This is a genomic window from Cellulosimicrobium sp. BMG9.22 (genome assembly GCF_059159975.1).
In genome coordinates this window covers 1-19,731 of record NZ_JBZGBY010000006.1, presented here as the reverse complement: position 1 = coordinate 19,731, position 19,731 = coordinate 1, and the positions used below count along the sequence as shown (strand labels likewise).

Here is a 19,731-nt window from a genome sequence, read left to right as displayed (position 1 = left end):
ACAGGCCGGTCACGGTCCAGGGTGCTGCTCGAGCTCGTCCGCGACGACGGCCTGGAGCTCTGCCGCGGTCGGGAGTGCGGCCCGAGCGTCGTCGGGCAGACCGCGGTAGTCGGCGACGGCGAGCGGAGCGGCGGTGGCGGCGAGCGCGTATCGGACGCTCGGAGATCTCTTGCCGGTGCACAGCAAGATCCCCACGGTCGGGGCGTGGATCTCCGGACGGCGGTACTGGTCGTCGACGATCGCGACGTAGGTGCCGAGCTGGCCGAGGTGACCGGGCTCGAACGTGCCGATCTTCAGCTCGACCACGACGTAGCGCAGCTGCTCGACGTGGAAGAAGAGCAGGTCGACGTAGAACTCGTCCACCTCGTCGGTCACGTCGTCGGGGACCGTGAGACGGACCTGACGGCCGACGAACGCCATGCCACGGCCGAGCTCGAGCATCGTGTCCTGGAGGCGATCCATGAGGGCCTGCTCGACCTCGCGCTCGACGCGCTTCTTCACGAGGCCCAGGTGCTCGAAGACGTAGGGGTCCTTGACCATCGCCTGCGCCAGTTCGGAGTCTGCGGCGTCGAGCGCCGCCGTGAAGTTCGTCGGTGCGGCACCGAGCGCGTCGCGCAGCCGGAACTTGATCTGATGCTCGAGCACGGGGCGGGTCCAGCCGTTCTCAGCGGCCTCCGCTGCGTACCAGTCGCGCTCATCCCGGGTGGTGAGCCGTTCGAGGAGGGTGATGACGTGGCCCCAGGGCAATCGGCCAACGGGACGTTGGCCGAACTCCTCGAGCGTGGGCCAGACCTCGGCGACCCTGCGCATGTTCTTCAGGTTCGAGGGCGACCAGCCTCGCTGCTCGGGAAACTCCCGCTGCAGGTCAGCAGCGAGCCGGGTCACGACCTTGGACCCCCAGCCCGCGGTCCGCTGGCGCTCGAGGATGTCACGACCGATCGACCAGTACAGGCGCAGCACCTCGGTGTTCGCGGCGCGCGCAGCGCGGAACTGGGTCGCGCGCACGCGCGCCTTGAGGTCGGTCAGCAGCTCGGCGTAGCCCGCCGGTTCGAGGTCGTCGCTCGCCGATGCCATGTGGTGTCCCCCGATGTCGTGGCGCCCTGTCGCGCGCGTCGCGCCGAACCTAGGGCACTGCGACTTCGGCGTGTCAAGGGTTGCGAACGAACAGGTTCACCTGCGCGTCGAGCTCGAGCTCGAGGTCCGGGCCCGCACGACCCCGGGTGCCACGCCGTCCTGACGGACGGCGCGGCACCCGGTCGGTCAGGAATCGAGAAGCGTCGCTCGCCCGACGTCCCTAGCGTGGAGTCGACCACACGAGTGCGAGACGAGGAGCTTCCATGACGGGAACGACGGAGGGCCTGTCCGAGCTGGAGCGGGCGGCGGTCAAGGAGCGGGCGGCGGAGCTGAGGTCCGAGGCGCGTCGTGGTCGTGGCGCGGAGAAGGCGGCGGCCGACGAGGCCGACGTACTGGCGAAGATCGCCGAGATGCCCGAGGCGGACCGAGCGCTGGCCGAGCGCGTGCACGCGATCGTGACCACAGTCGCCCCCGTGCTGGCACCCAAGCTGTATTACGGGCAGCCGGGCTATGCCAAGAAGGGAAAGGTCGTGTGCTTCTTCCGCAGCGGGCAGACGGACAAGGAGCGGTACTCGACCATCGGGTTCAGCGTGCAGGCGAACCTCGACGACCCGAGCGGCCTGTGGCCGACGTCGTTCGCCCTGATCGAGCCGACCGAGGAGGCGTGGAAGACCTTCACCGAGCTGGTCCGGCAGGCGGTGGGCTGACTCCTCCCCTCGTCGTGCGGCAACCGACCGCGCATCGGGACGCGTCCTGGGTGCCGCGCCGCCCCAGCACGAACAGCGCGGCACCCTGGTGGACCCTCAGGCCGGTCGGACGGCTTCCGACCAGCCGGTGAGGACGTCCCCGCCGGTGACGACGTGACCTGGCGCGCGGGCCAGGAGGATCTCGGTGAGCGCGGACTCCAGCGCTCGCGGCAGGCCCAGGGCCTGCAGGTGGGACACCCGCACGGCCAGCGGCCGGTCCGCGGTGAGCACGCGGTGGGCGCGCTCCTTCACGTCGTACGCGACCTGGGCGCGGTCGAGCGTCGCGAACACGCGTGCGGCGACGTCGTTGTCCGCCAGGCGCGGCGTGCGGCCGAGCTCGACCACCACGCACGACGACGGCGCGACGGCCTCGACCGTGACGTGCAGCCCGCGGTGGTCCCGCTCGACGACCGCGGCCACCTCGGCGCCGTCGACGGTCACGACCGGCCCTTCGCGCCCGGTCGGCCCCGACTGCCCGGCGACGCCGTCGCCGTCGGCAGCGAGCGCCGGGAACGTGAGCGTCCAGCGCCGTCGCGCAGGAACCACGCGCTCGTCCCCCTCGACCGGCCCGACGACGACGCGCCCCGCCGCCTGGTCGAACGTCACCGGGGTCCGCGCCTCTGCGGGGGCGCCGGGCACCGCCGTGGTCTCAGGCGTCGCCCCGCCGTCCGCACCCACCGGGAGGCCCTCGGCGTCCTCGACGAGGTCGAACGCGCCGTCGGACCCGACGACCACGAGCACCTCCAGGTGCTCCGGGTTGGCGACGCCGTTGCCGGGCACCGCCGCACCATCGAGCGGCACGATCGCGCCGCTCCGCGCCAGCACGGGGATCGAGGCCAGGTCGCGGTGCAGCCACGTCTCGCGGCCGCCGTCGTAGACGAGGCCGTCGAGCAGGTCGACCCACGTCCCCTCGGGCAGCCACGCTCGGACGCCGGCGACGCCCGCCTCGCGGTCCGCCGGCGTCGTGATCGGCGCGACGAGCAGCTGCGACCCGAAGAGGTACTGGTTGCGCGCGGCGTAGGCCTCCGAGTGCTCGGGCCACTCGTGGTAGAGCGGCTGCACGAGCGGCGCACCCTCACGCGCGGCGCGGATGTTCATGGTGTGGAGGTACGGCAGGAGCCGGTGCCGCAGGCGCAGCGCGGCGACCTGCGCGTCGCGGGCCTCGGGGCCGAAGGTCCACGGCTCCTTGCGCGTGAACGGGTTGCCCGCGGAGTGCAGGCGCAGGATCGGTGAGAACACGCCGTACTGCACCCAGCGGGTCGCGAGCTCGTCGTCCTTGATGCCGTGCATGTGGCCGCCGACGTCGTGGCTCCACCACCCGTACCCGACGTTGCTCGCGGTCGCGGTGAAGTAGGGCTGGAAGTCGAGCGACTCCCAGGAGATGACGGAATCGCCCGAGAACCCGACGGGGTAGCGGTGGCTCCCCGGCCCGGCGTACCGGGAGAACGTGAGCGCGCGCGTGGTGCGGCCCGCGGCGGCCCGGGACGCCGCGCCGTCGTTGTCGAGGTAGTGGACGTGGTTGAGCATCCACAGCGGGTCCACGCCCGGCACGCGCGAGACGCCGCCCTGCTGCCAGTCGACCCACCAGAAGTCGACGCCGTCGCGCTCGAGGCCGCGGTGCAGCACCTCGACGTACGCGCGCAGGAAGTCGCGGTCCGTCGCGTCGAACGCGATCGGGTCGCCCGCCTCGGCGTCGCGGCCGAGCGCCGCGGCCATCGCCGGGTAGGCGTCCTCGAACGCCCGGACCCCGTCCGCGGGGTGCACGTTGAGCGTGACGCGCAGGCCGTCGTCGTGCAGCGACCGCAGGAACGCGGCCGGGTCGGGGAACAGCTCGCGGTTCCAGGAGTAGCCCGTCCAGCCGCTGCCGTGGCGCGGGTCGACGTCCGTGAGGTGCCAGTCCATGTCGAGCACGGCGACCGACAGGGGCACGCCCTCCTGCCGGAAGCGCTGCAGCAGGTCGGCGTAGGTGTCGGCGGAGTACCGGTGGAACCTGCTCCACCACGTGCCGAGCGCGTACCGCGGCAGGACAGGCTGCGGTCCGGACACCGCGTAGAACGCGCGCAGCGCCGCGCGGTAGTCGTGCCCGTACGCGAAGACGTACAGGTCCTGGCGCGACCCGTCGCGCGGGGCGACCCAGCCGTCGTCGTCCAGGACGAGGCTCGCGGAGTCGTCGAGCACGGCCCAGCCGTCGCGCGACACGACGCCCGGCCCGAGCGGCACCGCGCCGTCCGCCTCGTCGAGCGTGCGCGCCGTCCCGCCGAGGTTGCCCGGCCCGTTCCCGACGGCGTCGGGCTCCACCGGCGCGGCCGTCGCCGGGACGCCCGGCCCGCTCTGCCCGTACCGCCACACCCCGTGGTACGCCGAGTGCGCACCGCGCAGCTCGACGCTCAGCCCGCTCGCCGTGAACGGGCCGCCGTCGTACCGCAGACGCAGGCGGTCCGTGACGACCTCGATCCCGCCGTCGTGCTCCGTCACCCGGAAGTCCGGGACCGGCAGGTCACGGTGCAGCGCGAACGCGGACGCGCGGTCCTCGAACACGCCGTCCTCGGCGCGCTCGAGGCGCACGAGCCCGTCGGCGAGCACCGTGATCCGGAACCGGTCGCCCCGGACCGTCGCCTCGGGGCGGGCGACGGGGCTGGTCGGGATGCGGGGCGGGAAGGTCATGTGCGGCGGTTCCTGTCGGTGCTGGGTCGAGTGCCGGTGCCGAACCCGGGGATACGGGTGGATTCGGCACCTGGGGTTGCTGCAACCCCGGGCTCGGCGAGACGGCGGAGGGGTGCGGCGGCTGGTCAGGTCACGAGCGCGCCACCTCGCACGCGACGCCGTCGAGCGTCGCGGCGTCGACCGGCCGGACCGCGCCGAGCGCGGGGACGTGCGTCGTGCCGAGCACGGCGAAGGACGTGCTGCGCCCGGGGAGCAGGTCGGCCCAGCCCGACGCGGTGACGCGCGTGCCGTCCTGCGCGACGGCGGCGCCGACGCCCCTCGCCGCGACCTCCCCCGCCGGGAGGTACCACGCGAGCTCGCCGCCGGGCAGCGGTTCGTCGCCCGTGTTCGTGAGGCGGACGGTCGTGAGCGTCGTGCGGCCGAGGGTCACGGTGCGCGCGTCGACGGAGCACGTCGCGGGCGGATCCTCGAGGAGGCCGTAGTTCCCGCCCTCGTCGTGGACCGTGCCCCACAGGTGGTGGTCGCCGTCGGGCTGCGACGTGACGCCCGAGACGCGGACGTCGGAGAACCGGTGGTCGCCACCGAGGCGCGCGGCGACGCCGTAGGAACCCGTGCGCTCGATGGTCGTGCCGCTGACGCGCAGGTCGTTGACCCAGTGACCGCCGCTGACGAGCAGTCCCTCGTACGTGGAGTCGAGGATCTCGGTGCCGCGGATCACGACGGGCGTCGTGATGTGGCTCGTGTCCGCGAACACCCAGATGCCGCCGAACGACGTGCTCCAGTTCGGCTCCCAGCCGCCGGTGCGGATCAGCGTGCTGTCCTCGACGACCGTGGTCCCGGAGAACGGCACCGGGTTGAAGCGCGTGCTCACGGCGACGCCCGCCGCGGCGGTGAGCGTGTCGCGCACGACGAGACCCGACACCCGGTTGGAGTCGCCGCCGTAGATCGCCGCACCGTTGCCGAGCAGCGGGCTCGTCACCGTGCTGCGGACGAACGACGAGCGCGTCACCGCGCCGCCGGAGGACCACATGGCCATCGCGTCGTCGCCGGTGTTGCGCACCGTAGCGTGCTCGACGCGCGTGTCCTGGACCCGGCCGTGCAGGTGGATGCCGTCGGCGAACGTGTCGCGGACGCGGAGGCCGAGCGCGTACAGCCCGTCGGTGCCGGAGTCGGCCCACAGGCCGACCTTGGTGTGGCTCGCCCAGACGTTCTGGAGCAGCGAGCCCTGGCCGAAGCTGCCCTCCAGGGCCGCGTCGAACCGGGCGTCGTCGCGGTACCGGACGTCACCGTCGATCATGAGGTCGGCGATCGTCACGCCCGAGCCCTGCGCGTAGAACCCGCCCTTGCCGTCGCGCCCGGCGATCACGGAGTACCAGGGGCCCGCACCGCGGATCGTCACGTCGTGCACGCGCACCCGGTCGGTGAGCGTGAAGCGGCCCGGCGGGACCCACACGCCCGTCCCGGCCTCGCGCGCCGCGGCGACGGCGGCCACGAAGGCGGCGGTGTCGTCGGTCGCGGTCGCCGCGTCGTCGGCGGGGGCGTCGTCGGTGGCCCCGTGGTCGCGCACGTCGACGAATCCGGCCGGGGCCGTGGCGGCCGCCGGGGCGACCTCGGTCTCCACGAGGTCGACGGTGTACGGGAGGTCGGCGGAGGCGTCGTCGCGCACGAGGCGCAGCGTGGTGCCGGCCGTCAGCTCGCGCGGCAGCAGCACGCGTGTCTCGTCGAAGAACCGCTGTTCCCCGCCCTGGGTCGGGTCGTTGCCGTACGGGTAGCCGCCGTAGACGTGCGAGTACCGGGAGGTGACGTCGACATCGGCGATCTTCCGACCGTCCGCGTAGACCCCGAGCGACCCGTCCTGGCCCGCACCGTCCGCCGTGTCCGGGACCGACGCGCGCACGACGAGCGCGTTCGCCGGCTCCGTGAGGGTCCACCCGACGTGCTCGCCGGCTCGGTCGAGCGTGACGGCCTGGCGACCTGACGCCTCGGCCGCGAGCGTGCGGAAATCCCGGCTGGGTGCGAGCACGTCACCGGTGGTGCGGTTGTGCTCGGCCTCGTACGTCGTCGCGGGCGTCGTCGCGCCGCGCTCGGCGAACGGTTCGCCGCGCTGGAGCGTCACCCGGTCAAGGACGAGGCCCGACGGCGCAGCGTCGCCCTGGTCCGGCGCGTCGCCCGCTCCGGCTGCCGGACTCGCCGGGTCCGCCGGGTCAGTGACCGTACGGCGCAGCTCGACGCTGCCCAATCCGGCGCGCAGCGGGAGCGTCACGGCGACGTCGCGCCACCGCTCGCTCGCCGGCAGGGCCAGGCGACCGAGCGGCTGCCCGTCGACGAGGACCACGGCGTCCTGGTCCGTGCCCATGGCGTTGCGGTAGCGGAAGGTGACGGTCTGCTCGCCCGACCGCGCGGCGTCGACCGCGACGACGAGCCGCGCCCGGGCCGCCGAGAGGTCCACACCTGCCGACCCGTCGGACGCGAGCGCGGTGCCGGCCGGGGCGCCGTCCACCGCGTCCACGGCAGCGCCGACGACGGTCGCGCCGTTCGCGACGAACGCGCCCTCGGCCTCGTAGGCCTCGCCGGCGCGCGGCGTCGTGGTCGGCAGGACGTGCGCGACGTCGTCGTACCGGGTGTCCGGGCCGGCGCCGGGCTCGGACCCGGGCTCGGTCGCGCCGCCACCGGGCGTCGAGAGGTCGCCGACCGTGGTCAGCGCGATCGCGTCGAGGTTGACGTTGCCCGTGTCGTCCGCGTCGAAGCGGTAGACGACCTGCTGCTCGCCCGCGTCGAGCGACACGACCTCCTGGTGCACGAACCACGTGCTCCACGACGCGCCCACCGCGGAGGGGAGGGTGACCTGCCGGTCCTCCGCGACGCCGTCGTGCACGACGACCTGCGAGAGCGTCATGTCCGAGCCGAGGCCGTTGGCGTACCGCAGGTTGAGCCCGTACTCCCCCGCCTCCGGGACGTCGAGCGCGAACGTCACGCTCGCGGTACCGGTGTGGTCGATGACGAACCCGTCGACGAAGCCCGACCCGGAGTGCCCGAGGTGGTTGTCGTTGACGCCCGCTCCCCCGGCGAGGACCGCGTCCTCCGCCTCGAGCTCGATCGGCAGCGGGGCCGCCGCCGCGGGCGCGGCGACCAGCGCCGTCCCGACGAGCGCCGCGACCACGACGGCCGCCACCCCCGCTGAGTGCATGAAATAGTCGCGGTCGGAACGATTCGAGGGCGCATTTTTCATGCACTCAGCGGGGGTGGGGGTGGGCCAGGTTCGGTGCACGACGATCTCCTTCGACCGTGAGACGGACGGCTGGGCGGGTGGAAGTGGACGTGCCGAACCCGGGGTTGCGGGCCGGTGCGGCGCCGAACCCGGGGATGTGGGCGGGTTCGGCGCCTCGGGGTGTCGCAACCCCGGGTTCGGCGGGAGGGCGTCAGCCCTGGGCGGCGTCGAGGAGCGCCTGGGCCTCGGTCTGCGCCTGGCCGACGAGCGCGTCGATGTCCGCGTTCTGGTCGGTGAGCACGGCCTGGACCACCGGGTCGAGGAGCGCGTAGATCTCCTGCGTCGCGCGCGCGGGCTCCGGGACGATCGGCTGCTCGAAGATGTTGTCCGTGTAGGAGCTCATCTGGTCGACCGGGACGTTGACGTAGTCGGCGATCCAGGTGCGCGACTTCTCGTAGGTCGCCTGGTCGAACACCGGCAGCTCGGGTGCGCCGACGGGCTGGTCGTTCGCGGCTGCGGTCTCGGCGTCGAGCCTCGCGGAGTCCTCGTCCGCGAGCTTCTCCATGTAGTAGAAGTCGATCCACTCGACCGCCGCCGCCTGCTCCTCCGGCGTGGCCTTCGCGCTCACCGCCGCGAGCGTGCCGCCGCCGAGGACGCCACCGTCGTCGGCGAGGGGGATCACCGTGAGGCCGTAGTCGTCCGGGTTCATCGCGTTCTGCGTGAAGAGGTTGCCGTAGTTGCCGCCGCCCGAGACGTACATGCCGATCTGACCCGCGGCGAAGTCCTGGTTGATGCTGCCCCAGTCGTAGAGGAAGTTCGCGCCCATGGAGTTGTCCTCCCAGCGCAGCGCGTGGAGGTACTCGAGCGCCTCCTTGACCTCCGGGGTGTCGACCGTCGCGGTCGCGGTCTCGCCGTCGAACTCCTGGATGCCGCCGCCGAGCGCGTTGGCGAGCGTCGTGAGGATCCAGCCGCCCGTGTTGCCCGACGTCATGGTCGCGTAGCCCGCGACGCCCGTGGTGTCGGCGATGGTCTTCGCCGCGGTGCGCACCTCGTCCCACGTGGTCGGCGGGGCGTCGGGGTCGAGCCCCGCCTGCTCGAACAGGGTCCGGTTGTAGTGCAGGCCCTGGCTGTGCGCGGCGATGGGCACGGCCCACATGTTCCCGTCCGCGTCCTGACCGGCCTGCGCGACGTTGGGGTTGAAGTCCTGCGCGTACGGGAGCTCCGCGACGAGGTCGCTGATGTCCGCGATCTGCCCGCGCTCGATGAGGCCGCGACCGTCGGTGAAGGGCAGGGTGAACACGTCGGGCAGCGTGCCGCCGGCGAGCTCGGTCGCGAACGTCGTGCCCTCCCACGTGTACTCGCGGGCCGTGACGGCGATGTCCGGGTGCTCGTCCTCGAACTGCGCGACGCGCTCGTCGAACTTGGCGCGCGCGTCGTCGTCGAGGCCGGCGTCGATCGGGACCTCGATCTCGACCGCACCGCCGGCGCCGTCGTCGGTCTCGCCACCGGAGCTGCAGGCGCCCAGGGTGAGGAACAGGGCGCCGGTGAGCGCGAACGCGCCCACCCTGGTTGCTGACTTCATCGTCTCTCCTCGCTGAGGACGTCCGGGGCCTATGATGCCCGCGGTCTGAGTGGTTCGGTACCCGCGCCGCCCCAGGGCAGCCGGCGGAGCATCCCGTCGACCGCTTCGCTTCAGGTTTAGCGCTACACGTTTAACGCTAAATCCACGTAGGCTCAGCCGTCAAGGAGTCCGTGGTCACGACTTGGTCACGGCTCCCGCGCAGGCGGTGCGAGACCACCGCGCCCCCACGCCGCTCGACGACGTACCGTCGACCCCGGACCGCCCGCGCCCACGAACGAAGGAGCCCGCCGACGATGGCACGCGTCACGCTCAAGGACATCGCGCGCGAGGCAGGCGTGTCCGTCATGACGGTGTCCAACGTGGTCAACGGGAACCTCGGCCGCGTGTCCCCCGCGACCGCGCGCGCGGTCGAGCGCATCGTCTCCGAGCGCGGCTACGTCCCGAACGGGCCCGCGCAGAGCCTCGCCGCGCGCCGCACCCGCCTCGTCGGGCTGCTCCTGCCCGACCGCTCCGACGGCGGCAGCCTGCTCGGCAGCCCGCACGACGTCGCGGTCGCGGGCGCCGTCGAGGCCCGGCTGCGCGAGCGCGACCACCACCTCATGCTGCGCGGCGTCGCCCACCACCGCGACGTGCTCGACTCGGTGCAGCGCTGGGACCTCGACGGCATCGTCGTCATGGGCTTCACCGACGACGAGCTCGCCACGCTCGACCTGCCCCGCGGCGTCCCCGCGGTCGTGGTCGACACCTACGTCGACTCCCCCGGCACGACGACCGTGCGCGCCGACGACTTCGAGGGCGGCCGGCTCGCGGGCGAGCACCTCCGGTCGCTCGGGCACCGGCGCGTCGTGTTCTGCGGACCGGTCGGCACCACGAGCCAGGTCGTCCGCGAGCGCCTCGCCGGGTTCCGCGCCGCGCTCGGGCTCGCGGACGACGACGGCGCCCACCCCCTCCCGGACGCCCACCGCGGCGCGGCGCCCGCGGCGGCGGGGGACGCCGTCGTGCTGGACGTCCTTGCGGCGAACACGACCTACGACGACGGTCTCGAGGCCGGGGGGCGCCTCGCGGCCGAGCACCCCGGCGCGACGGCGGTCTTCGCGACGGCGGACGTGCTCGCCGCGGGGATCGCGCGCGGGCTCGCGGCCGCCGGGACGCGCGTGCCCGACGACGTCTCCGTCGTCGGGTTCGACGACGCCGAGATCGCGCGGTACGTCGACCCGCCGCTCACGACGGTCGCACAGGACACCGTGCTCAAGGGCCGGACCGCGGCCGACCGGCTGCTCGCCGCGATCGACCGTCGTCCGACCGGGCGCGCCCGGCGACCGGCGTCGGCCCCGCCCGAGCCGAGGCACGAGGAGCGCCAGGCCGCCACGAGCGACGACGACCCGCGCACGAACGACCGTGAGGATCCAGCCGGCGACGAGCTCGCTGGAGTCACACGGATCGACGTCGCGCTCGTCGAGCGGTCGTCCACCGCGCCGGCCCGCTGACCGATCCCGCCCAGGCCTGCCGGCGCTCCGGGACGCGCCCCCGCTTGCGGGCTGGTCGGGCCGCGCGGAGCCTGGGAGTGGTCCGGGACAGGGCCGACGGAACCGCCGACGAGGGCTGAGGCGGCCGTGCACTCGTCGTGACGAGGACCCAGGAGGCCGCCATGACCGCCAGCACCGAACGTCCCGCGCCCGACGACGAGCGCAAGCCGAGCTCGCCCACCGAGCTGCGCAAACCGTCGTGGGGCTTTGCGTTCAAGGGCGCGGTCCGCGAGTTCATGGACGACCAGTGCACGGACCTTGCCGCCGCGCTCACGTACTACGCGGTGCTCGCTGCGGCGCCCGCGCTGCTGGCGCTCATCTCGATCCTGGGACTCGTCGGCGACGGCGAGAAGGCAGTGAACTCGGTCATGTCGAGCGTCGAGGGCATCGTCCCGGAGGACACGCTGAGGATCGTCGAGCCGCTCGTCGAGAACGCCGCCGATGCCCCGCGGGCAGGGCTCGCCCTCGTCATCGGTCTCGTGCTGGCCCTCTGGTCGGCGTCCGGCTACGTGAACGCCTTCGGCCGTGCGCTGAACCGCATCTACGAGGTCGAGGAGGGTCGCCCGATCTGGAAGCTGCGGCCGATCATGCTCGGCGTGACCGTGGTCGTCGTGCTCCTCGCCGGACTGGTCGTGGGGAGCCTCGTGCTCTCCGGGCCGATCGCGCGCCAGGTGGGCGAGCTCGTCGGGCTGGGCGACACCGCGATCGCGGTGTGGCAGATCGCCAAGTGGCCGGTGGCGCTCCTGCTCGTGGTGATCGTCATCGCCCTGCTCTACCACCTCACGCCCAACGTGAAGCAGCCGAAGTTCCGCTGGGTCAGCCCGGGGGCGCTGCTCGCGATCGTGGTGTGGGCGATCGCCTCCGCGGGCTTCGGCTTCTACGTCTCGAACTTCAGCAGCTACGGCGCGACGTACGGCACGCTCGCCGGCGTCATCGTCTTCCTGCTGTGGCTGTGGATCACCAACCTCGCCCTCCTGCTCGGGGCCGAGCTCGACGCCGAGCTCGAGCGCTCCCGGGAGCTGCAGGGCGGCATCGCCGCCGAGGAGCAGCTCCAGCTCCCGCCGCGCGACACGCGCGCGAGCGACAAGAAGGCGGCCAAGCGCGAGAAGGCCGTCGAGCAGGCGCGCGCGCTCCGCGACAGCAACGGCCGCACCACGGCACGCGACGGCGACGGCGACTCCGGCTGACCCGTCGCCGAGGTCACGTGCTCGCGCGCCGCACGACGACGGACGGGAACCTCTCGTCGCCGTCGCGACGGCGTCCCAGGAGCGCCGCCGTCGCGGCGGCGGCGATCTGCTCGACAGGGTGGGTCGCCGTCGTCAGGCCGGGGCCGGCCTGCTCGGCGAAAGGCTGGTCGTCGAACCCGGTGACGGCGACGTCGTCGGGCACGGGGACGCCGTCCTGCGCGAGCGCACGCAACGCGCCCACCGCGAGGGTGTCGCTCATCGCGACGAGCGCGTCCGCCGTCGGCCAGCGCCGGCGGGCCTCGCGCGCGGCGTCCGCGCCGGCCGCCGTCGTGAGGTCGGCGGCGAGCACCCGCGCGGGGAGCCCGGCGGCGCGCACGACGGCGTCGTACGCGTCGACGGCGCGCTGCGTCCCGGGGAGCCACCGTGGCCCCGCGAGCATGACGACGTCGCGGCGGCCCTCGGCGAGGACGTGCTCGACGAGCGCGGTGATCCCGGCCGCGGCGTCGACGTCGTACGACGGCACGCGCCCGTCGGCCGGACCGATCGCCACCACGCGCGACGCGAGGTCGCGCGGGACGTGGGCGAGGACGTCGGCCGAGTAGTCGACGAGCAGGACGCCGCCCACGCCCGGGTCGCGCGCGAGGCGCTCCAGCTCGTCGCGCGGGTCGCGCCCGAGCCAGCGCAGCGCGACGCCGACGCCCTGCGTGTCGGCGGCGCGGCTCGCCGCCGCGACGACGCGCGCGACGTAGGGGTCGGCGAGCAGGTCGGCCGACGGCGACCCGACGGCGACGACGATGCGCTCGCCCCGACCGCTCGCGAGCGCCCGGGCCCCGGGGTGCGGGACGTACCCGAGCCGTTCGACCGCGGCGAGGACCGCCCGGCGAGCCTCGTCCGAGACCGGGCCGTCGCCACGGATCACGCGCGACGCCGTCGACCGCGAGACGCGGGCGGCCGCGGCGACGTCGTCGAGCGTGGTGGACATGTCGATCTCCCGGGCGTGGACCGTGTCGGCGGTGACGGGCGGTGCCCGGAGGACCCACGCTATCCCGCCGAGCCACGCTGGTGGAAGCGTTCCCACGCGTGTCCCCTGCCCGACGTCCCGTCCGATACCCCGTCCGATGTGTGTCCCGCGTCGGGCACGTCAGCGCACGACGACGTCCGCGGGGACCCGCACCTCCGTCCACCCGCGACGCTCCGGCCCGGTCGGCGGGACCGGCGACGGCACGGGGCCGGTCGGCGGGAGCACGTCGGCCGCGACGAGCGGGCCGAGGTCCAGACCGGTCAGCGTCTCGACGTCGGCGACCGGGACCTGGAACGTGCGGAAGGGGCCGAGCGGGGGGACCTCGCCGGCCGCGAGCGCCCGCGCGTCCGCGGTGCGCAGGTCGATCTCGTCGAGCTGCGGGGTCTGGTCGAGCACGAACGCGGTGGCGGCGAGCTGCGGCCCGCCTCCCGGGGCGCCGGGCGGGAGCGCCCACGCGGCGACCTTCCAGAACAGCCGGGGGATGCCGACGCCGCGGTACACGGGGTCGTCGGGCGCGAGGACCGGCCCGGTGAGCACGACCAGCCGCTGCCGCTGGGCCTCGGCGTGGTCGAGCACGTGGTCCTCGAGCCCGTTCCACAACTCCTTCGACTGGTTGAACCGCGCGGCCTGCGGTGCCGCGTTGGGGTAGGCGAAGGTCTCGGTGTTCGCGCGACGCGCCGTGGCCTCGTCACCCCACACCGGGTCGCGCCGACGCACGAGGTGCCCGCGGTCCAGGTCGTTGGCGGCGTACAGCTCGGGGCCGGCCTGCTCGGACGCCGGGACCCGGGGGTCGAGGTGCCAGTCGTCGTCGCGCGGGACGTCGCGCAGGAGCGCGCCGTCGATGTCGACGACGGTCGCGGCCGCGAGCCGGCGCTCCGGGTCGAGCTGGACCGTGAAGTGGGTGGACGGCAGCTCGCGCAGCGCGCGGCCGGAGCGGGGCAGGGGGACGGGGACGCCGAGGAAGTCGGGATCGTGGCCGGTCACGGAGCGAGCCAACCACGGGACCGGCCGCGCCGCCGCCCGACCCTTCCCCGGTGTGGGCGGGACGAGATAGACCGTTCCCATGACGACGACGCCACCCTCCCCGCTCGCCTCCCCCGCCGCCTCATCTGACCCCGCCACCGCCGCCGAGGCGTGGTGGATCTGCCGCACGTGCGCGGTCGAGCACGCGACGCAACCCGACGTGTGCGCGATCTGCGCCGACGAGCGCCAGTGGGTGCCCGAGACCGGCCAGGCCTGGACGACGCTCGCGGAGCTCGCCGCGGCGGGCGAGCGCATCGTGGTGACCGAGCTCGAGCCGGACCTGTTCGGCGTGTCGAGCGAGCCGAGCGTGGGGATCGGGCAGCAGTCCAAGGTCGTGCGCACGCCGGCCGGCAACCTGCTGTGGGACCCGCCGGGGTACCTCGACGACGACGCCGTCGCCCAGGTGCGCGCGCTCGGCCCGGTCGTCGCGATCGCCGCGAGCCACCCGCACATGTTCGGCCTGCAGGTCGAGTGGAGCCGCGCGCTCGGCGGTGTTCCCGTGCTCGTCGCCGAGGCCGACGCCCACTGGGTCGCGCGCCCCGACGCGGTCATCGAGACGTGGACCGGCGAGCGCGAGGTGCTGCCCGGCGTCGTGCTGTCGCAGCCGGGCGGGCACTTCCCGGGGAGCGCCGTCGTGCACTGGGCCGCCGGGGCGGAGGGCCGCGGCGTGCTGCTGTCGGGCGACACGATCTTCGCCAACCCCGACCGCACGTCGGTGAGCTTCATGCGGTCCTACCCCAACCGCATCCCGCTGTCGGGCGCCGTCGTGCTGCGCGTGGCCGAGCACGTCGCGCGCCGCCCGTTCGAACGGCTCTACAACAACTTCGACGGCGTGATCCCTGCCGATGCGCGCGAGGTCGTCCTGCGGTCCGCCGAGCGGCACGCGGCCTGGGTGCGCGGGGACTTCGACCACCTCACCTGAGCGGCACGGGCCTCACCGCGCGACCGGCAGGACGACGTCGTCGCCGTCCGTCACGACGGTCACCGGCTCGTCGTGCGGGAGGCCCGGGACCAGGACGACGCTCGTCGAGGGCGCGACGTCGAGCGTGCACGGGTGGTGGTCGGTGCCCTCGCGGCGCCCGAAGCGGAACGTGATCGACCGATCCTCCGCGTCCCACGTGTAGTCGACGGGAGTCAGGGGGCACGAGCTCGAGCCGACCGTCACGACGTTGAGCGTCTGCGCCTCCGCGCCGCGCGCGTACCCGATGCCGGGCCGGTCGGGCCCGACGTGGGGACGCACGTCACCGCCCTCGGCGGGCAGGCCGACGTACGTGACGTCGGCGATCGACGGGTCGACCGGCGCGGGGACGCTCGCGCACGCGGCGGTCGCGCTCAGGACGACGGCGGCGGAGCCCGCCAGGACCGCACGATCACGGGGACGCATGGGAACCTCCTGTCAGAGCGGGGTGGGGGGGCCGGGCCGTGCCCGGCACCGGCCGACGTCCTCACGCTCGCCCTGAGGCGTTCGGCGGCGCATCGGACGAGCGGGCACGGTTCGACGTCGCCTGCGCCTCAGGGCGGTCACCGGCGCCTCAGGGTGGGACGGCACGCCTCAGACGGGCGCGCGCCAGGCGTGAGGACCCGAGGCCACGGGCGGCAGGGGCTCAGGTGCCGAGGAGCAGCGACACCCCGATCGTCGCCATGACGACGGCGATCGCGCCGTCGAGCACGCGCCATGCGACCGGACGCGCGAACACGGGAGCGAGGAGCCGCGCGCCGAAGCCGAGCGCGGTGAACCAGACGATGCTCGCGACCATGGCGCCCGCACCGAAGAGCCAGCGTGCGGCGTCGGGCCCGGGCGCGCCCGCTCCCCCGGCGTGCGCGGCCGCGTAGCCCGCCGCGAGCGTACCGAGCAGGAGGACCGTGTCGAGGTAGACGTGGGGGTTGAGCCACGTGAGCGCGAGCGACGTCCCGACGGCGGAGCGAGCCGAGGACGCGCCGGCACCCGAGGTGGGGTCGAGCCCGCTGGGTCGCAGCGCTCGCCGGGCAGCCAGCGCGGCGAGGGTCAGCAGGAACGCGGCGCCGCCCCACCGGACGGCGGTGAGCAGCGCGGGCGCGCCCGTGACGAGCGCTCCGAGACCGGCCGTGCCCGCGGCGATGAGCACGAGGTCGGACACGGCGCAGACCACGACGACCGGCAGGATGTGCTCGCGACGCAGCCCCTGCCGCAGGACGAACGCGTTCTGCGCGCCGATGGCGACGATGAGGGAGAGCCCGGCGGCGAGACCGGCGGCGAGGGGCGAGAGCGAGGCGAGCACGTCGTCCACGCTAGGCAGCCGCACTCATGAAGTACAGCGAAAGATTCTGAGCCTCCGTAAGATGTGCTCATGGTCGACCTGCAGCCCGATCAGCTCCGCGCGCTCGAGGCGATCGCCGCGACGGGGACGTTCGACGCCGCCGCGCGAGAGCTCGGCGTCACGCCCTCCGCGGTGAGCCAGCGCATGCGCGCGCTCGAGTCCGCCGTCGGGCAGGTGCTCGTGCGGCGAGGCCGACCTGCCACGCTCACCACACCAGGCCAGGTGCTCGTGCGGCACGCGCGACACCTCGCGCTCCAGCAGGCGGACGTGCTCGCGGAGCTGGGCATCGGCGGCACCGGGCGGCGCGCGGACGGCGCGCAGGGCGACGACGCACGCGCGACCGAGCCGCTGCCCGAGATCACGCTCGTCGTCTCCGGCGACGCGATGACGACCTGGGCGCTGCCGGCTCTCGTCGAGGCGTCGGCGTGGGCGCGGCTCGACGTGCTGCGCGAGGACGAGGAGCACTCGATCGGGCTCCTCCGCGACGGGACGGCCGTCGCGGCGGTGTCGTCGGTCGCCGAGGCCGTGCCCGGGTGCCGCTCGACGCTGCTCGGCCAGATGCGCTACCGGCCGATGGCGAGCCCGGCCTTCGTCGAGCGCTGGTTCCCCGACGGCCCCACGCGCACCGCGCTCGGCCGCGCACCCGTGCTCGCGTTCGACCGCAAGGACGACCTGCAGGAGCGCTACCTGCGCCTGCGGGCCGGGTCGGGCCGGCCGGCGCTCGACCCGCCACGCCACTTCGTCCCCGCGTCGAACGAGTTCCGCCGGGTGATCGAGCTCGGCATGGGCTGGGGCATGCTCCCCGACCTGCAGAGCGCGACGGCCGAGCGGGCCGGCCGGGTGGTCGGCTTCGACGACGCCCACGCCGTCGACGTGCCCCAGCACTGGCAGCAGTGGCGGCTGCACTCGACGTCGCTCGACCGGCTCGCGGCCGCCGTCGCCCGCGCGGCCCGCGCGGCGCTCACCTGACCCGACCCGCCGTCCGCCGTCCCGCCGAACACGACCTGAGTGTCGTTATCCCGCGGAGAACGACACTCAGGTCGTGTTCGGCAGCGCGCAGCGTCGTGCTCGGCGAACGTGTCAGCCGGCGGCCGCGGCGAGCTCCGCGTCGCTGCGCAGGATGCAAAACTCGTTGCCCTCCGGGTCAGCGAGGACGACCCAGCCCCCGCCGTCGGGCGTGCGGCGGTCGGCGACCTGGGTCGCACCGAGCGCCAGCACGCGCTCGACCTCCTCCTCGCGCGTCCGGTCGGTGGGCCGCAGGTCGAGGTGGACGCGGTTCTTGAGCTGCTTGTCGTCGGGCACCTCGACGAACAGGACGTGGCCGCGGCTCTCGTGGGGCGTCGTCGCGTCGACCGGCGGGACGATCATGCACTCCTCGTGGCCGGGGAGGTTGGGGTCGCCGGGCACGTCGGTGTACCCGAGGACCTGGGCCCAGAAGACGGACTGCGCGTAGGAGTCGCGCGCGTCGAACGTGGTGTGCGAGATGCGAGAGGTCATGGCGGCGACCCTGCCACACGCTCTCCGCGCGGGCACCGCCTTTTCGTCCCAGACTGGCTGGCGTGAGCGCACTGACGAGGCACGTCGCGTGGGCGGGCTGGGACGACGACCCGGACCGCCTCGAGGCAGCCACCGTCACGTTCGACGGTGACCGGCTGGCGGCGATCGGGACGTCGCGCGCGACGGGGTACGCGACGGCGTGGGCCCTGCGGACCGGCCCCGGCTGGGTCACCGAGGACCTCGACATCTCGGTGCGCGGCCTCGGGTGGTCGCGGCACCTCGAGCTCGTCCGCGAGCCCGACGGCGCGTGGTCCGCCGACGTGCGCGTCTCCGGCGTGGCGCCGGACGGCCTGGCCGCGCCGGGGATCGAGGACCCTGGCTCCCTGGTCGGCGCGCTCGACTGCGACATCGCGCTGTGCCCCGTGACGAACACCATGCCGATCCTGCGGCTCGGCCTGCTCGGGGACGCACCGCCGCAGGACGAGACCGAACTCGTCATGGCGTGGGTCGAGCTGCCGTCGCTGCGGGTGCTGCGCAGCGACCAGGTCTATGCGGCGCGGGCACCGCTCGACCCGGCGACAGGACATGGCGTCGTGACCTACACGAGCGACACGCGGGACTTCACCGCCGACCTCACCGTCGACGCCGACGGGCTGGTCGTCGACTACCCGGAGCTCGCGCGCCGCCTCTGACCCGCCCCGGCCCCGCCAACACGACATCAGTGTCGCCATCCCGCCGAGAACGGCACCCATGTCGTGCTCGCGCGGTATCGGGTCAGTCCTGCGGCGGGCGGCGCAGACGCTTGGTGTCGGTGCGCCGCTTCTTCGCGCCGATGCGCCGCTCGACGGACCCTCGGGTCGGTCGCGTCGCCCGCCGCGGCGGACCGGGTGGTGCGAGCGCGTCGGCCAGGAGCGCCGCGAGGCGCGCCCGCGCGGCGTCCCGGTTGCGCCGCTGCTCGCGGTGCTCGGACGCCACGACCGTCACGACCCCGCCGACGAGGCGTCGTCCGAGCCGGTCGACGAGCCGCGCCCGCTGGGCCTCGGTCAGCGCGCCTGACCGGGTGACGTCCCACGACAGCTCGACGCGCGAGTCCGTCGTGTTGACGCCCTGGCCGCCCGGGCCGGACGACCGGGAGAAGCGCCAGGACAGCTCACCCTCCGGGACGACCAGGGCGGGCGTCACGCGCAGGCCGGGGCGGGCGTCGTCGGGCATCCGTCCATCGTGCCCGACGGCGCTCGCACGGCCCAGGGGATTCGCGCCCCTGCGCGCGAGCACGGGGTCAGCGCCCGGAATCCGGCGAGGTCGGTCGCCAGCCCCGTGCTCGGCGGTCGCCCTGCCCGTGCTCGGCGGCCGACGCCGTCAGCGGTCGAGCTGCGCGTCGATCTGCGCGACGCGGGCCGCGACGAGGTCGCGGACGACGTCGTCCGGGAGCGGCTTGTCGGCGGAGAAGCGGATGGTGCCCTTCGCGTGGGAGAAGCCGTCGAGCCGGGACTCGACCGCCGCCACCGCCGCCGGGCTGAACGGGTAGACCGCGAGATGCTGGGCCGCCGCCACGGCGCTGAGCAGCGCCTTGCCGCGATGCAGCAGCGCCGGCATCCCGTAGCTCGCGCCCTCGGTCGCGTCCGGCGCGACCTCGCGCGCGACGTCGACCACCCGGGCGAGCGCCGTGCGGTCCGGCTCGTCCACGCCGGCGAGATACTCGGTGACGGTCCCCATCGCTCCATCGTCCCTCTGCCACACGCGTGCCGCGCGTCGAGCGGCGCGGGCGTCCGACCTGCAAGATCACAGCGCGCCCACCTTGACCTCAACCGTGGTCGAGGTCCTAGCGTGGCGGTACACCGACGGAAGGAACCTGAGGAACCATGCCTGTCTACACTCTCCCCGAGCTGTCGTACGACTACGGGGA

17 protein-coding genes are annotated in these 19,731 nt (G+C 74.2%); 6 read left to right on the top strand and 11 right to left on the bottom strand.

The annotated features are described in order from the left end of the window. Positions 1 to 9: 9 nt before the first annotated feature. Positions 10 to 1,074, bottom strand: coding sequence for a PDDEXK nuclease domain-containing protein (locus AC4H2H_RS06315; RefSeq protein WP_494369950.1), 1,065 nt, complete (start codon positions 1,072 to 1,074; stop codon positions 10 to 12). 263 nt (positions 1,075 to 1,337) lie between these two features. Between AC4H2H_RS06315 and AC4H2H_RS06310 the strand changes: the two genes are divergently transcribed. After that, positions 1,338 to 1,781 (top strand): DUF1801 domain-containing protein, encoded by a 444-nt coding sequence (locus tag AC4H2H_RS06310; RefSeq protein ID WP_494369949.1) that lies wholly within the window; start codon positions 1,338 to 1,340, stop codon positions 1,779 to 1,781. Positions 1,782 to 1,877: 96 nt separating this feature from the next. On the opposite strand, the gene AC4H2H_RS06305 is transcribed toward AC4H2H_RS06310, so the two are convergent. The 3 genes from AC4H2H_RS06305 to AC4H2H_RS06295 form a co-directional block, all read right to left on the bottom strand. Next, entirely contained in the window at positions 1,878 to 4,484 is a 2,607-nt protein-coding gene (locus tag AC4H2H_RS06305) for a glycoside hydrolase family 31 protein (protein ID WP_494369948.1), read from the bottom strand. Between the two features lie 130 nt (positions 4,485 to 4,614). Then, complete coding sequence (locus AC4H2H_RS06300; protein WP_494369947.1) at positions 4,615 to 7,713, bottom strand: CBM35 domain-containing protein; 3,099 nt, start codon at positions 7,711 to 7,713, stop codon at positions 4,615 to 4,617. 190 nt (positions 7,714 to 7,903) lie between these two features. Continuing rightward, on the bottom strand, positions 7,904 to 9,274 hold the full coding sequence (locus tag AC4H2H_RS06295; protein WP_494369946.1) for an ABC transporter substrate-binding protein: 1,371 nt from the start codon (positions 9,272 to 9,274) through the stop codon (positions 7,904 to 7,906). A gap of 293 nt (positions 9,275 to 9,567) precedes the next feature. Between AC4H2H_RS06295 and AC4H2H_RS06290 the strand changes: the two genes are divergently transcribed. Both AC4H2H_RS06290 and AC4H2H_RS06285 read left to right on the top strand, forming a co-directional pair. Beyond that, positions 9,568 to 10,761: a LacI family DNA-binding transcriptional regulator gene (locus AC4H2H_RS06290; RefSeq protein ID WP_494369945.1), complete on the top strand. Its 1,194-nt coding sequence runs from the start codon at positions 9,568 to 9,570 to the stop codon at positions 10,759 to 10,761. Positions 10,762 to 10,922: 161 nt separating this feature from the next. Beyond that, on the top strand, positions 10,923 to 11,987 hold the full coding sequence (locus AC4H2H_RS06285) for a YihY/virulence factor BrkB family protein (protein ID WP_494369944.1): 1,065 nt from the start codon (positions 10,923 to 10,925) through the stop codon (positions 11,985 to 11,987). Positions 11,988 to 12,000: 13 nt separating this feature from the next. On the opposite strand, the gene AC4H2H_RS06280 is transcribed toward AC4H2H_RS06285, so the two are convergent. Both AC4H2H_RS06280 and AC4H2H_RS06275 read right to left on the bottom strand, forming a co-directional pair. Continuing rightward, the gene (locus AC4H2H_RS06280; RefSeq protein WP_494369943.1) at positions 12,001 to 12,969 is read right to left on the bottom strand and encodes a LacI family DNA-binding transcriptional regulator; all 969 of its coding nucleotides are present in this window, start codon (positions 12,967 to 12,969) and stop codon (positions 12,001 to 12,003) included. A gap of 159 nt (positions 12,970 to 13,128) precedes the next feature. Next, positions 13,129 to 13,992 (bottom strand): DNA/RNA non-specific endonuclease, encoded by an 864-nt coding sequence (locus tag AC4H2H_RS06275; RefSeq protein WP_494369942.1) that lies wholly within the window; start codon positions 13,990 to 13,992, stop codon positions 13,129 to 13,131. A 79-nt stretch (positions 13,993 to 14,071) separates the two neighbouring features. Between AC4H2H_RS06275 and AC4H2H_RS06270 the strand changes: the two genes are divergently transcribed. Next, on the top strand, positions 14,072 to 14,953 hold the full coding sequence (locus AC4H2H_RS06270) for an MBL fold metallo-hydrolase (protein WP_494369941.1): 882 nt from the start codon (positions 14,072 to 14,074) through the stop codon (positions 14,951 to 14,953). Between the two features lie 12 nt (positions 14,954 to 14,965). Here AC4H2H_RS06270 and AC4H2H_RS06265 read toward each other — a convergent pair whose 3' ends face one another. Further along, positions 14,966 to 15,415, bottom strand: a complete 450-nt coding sequence (locus AC4H2H_RS06265; protein ID WP_494369940.1) for a hypothetical protein — start codon at positions 15,413 to 15,415, stop codon at positions 14,966 to 14,968. 220 nt (positions 15,416 to 15,635) lie between these two features. After that, the gene (locus AC4H2H_RS06260; protein ID WP_494369939.1) at positions 15,636 to 16,313 is read right to left on the bottom strand and encodes a LysE/ArgO family amino acid transporter; all 678 of its coding nucleotides are present in this window, start codon (positions 16,311 to 16,313) and stop codon (positions 15,636 to 15,638) included. Between the two features lie 45 nt (positions 16,314 to 16,358). Between AC4H2H_RS06260 and AC4H2H_RS06255 the strand changes: the two genes are divergently transcribed. Then, on the top strand, positions 16,359 to 17,297 hold the full coding sequence (locus AC4H2H_RS06255) for an ArgP/LysG family DNA-binding transcriptional regulator (protein ID WP_494369938.1): 939 nt from the start codon (positions 16,359 to 16,361) through the stop codon (positions 17,295 to 17,297). A gap of 111 nt (positions 17,298 to 17,408) precedes the next feature. On the opposite strand, the gene AC4H2H_RS06250 is transcribed toward AC4H2H_RS06255, so the two are convergent. Continuing rightward, positions 17,409 to 17,825, bottom strand: coding sequence for a VOC family protein (locus AC4H2H_RS06250; RefSeq protein ID WP_494369937.1), 417 nt, complete (start codon positions 17,823 to 17,825; stop codon positions 17,409 to 17,411). Between the two features lie 62 nt (positions 17,826 to 17,887). On the opposite strand from AC4H2H_RS06250, the gene AC4H2H_RS06245 reads away from it, so the two are divergent. Further along, positions 17,888 to 18,517 (top strand): putative glycolipid-binding domain-containing protein, encoded by a 630-nt coding sequence (locus tag AC4H2H_RS06245; RefSeq protein WP_494369936.1) that lies wholly within the window; start codon positions 17,888 to 17,890, stop codon positions 18,515 to 18,517. Between the two features lie 82 nt (positions 18,518 to 18,599). Here AC4H2H_RS06245 and arfB read toward each other — a convergent pair whose 3' ends face one another. Together arfB and AC4H2H_RS06235 are read right to left on the bottom strand one after the other, a co-directional pair. Then, positions 18,600 to 19,037, bottom strand: a complete 438-nt coding sequence (arfB, locus tag AC4H2H_RS06240) for an alternative ribosome rescue aminoacyl-tRNA hydrolase ArfB (protein ID WP_494369935.1) — start codon at positions 19,035 to 19,037, stop codon at positions 18,600 to 18,602. Positions 19,038 to 19,184: 147 nt separating this feature from the next. Beyond that, positions 19,185 to 19,541 carry an iron chaperone gene (locus AC4H2H_RS06235; RefSeq protein WP_494369934.1) on the bottom strand — a complete coding sequence of 119 codons (357 nt, stop codon included), beginning with the start codon at positions 19,539 to 19,541 and terminating at the stop codon, positions 19,185 to 19,187. Positions 19,542 to 19,731: the final 190 nt, after the last annotated feature.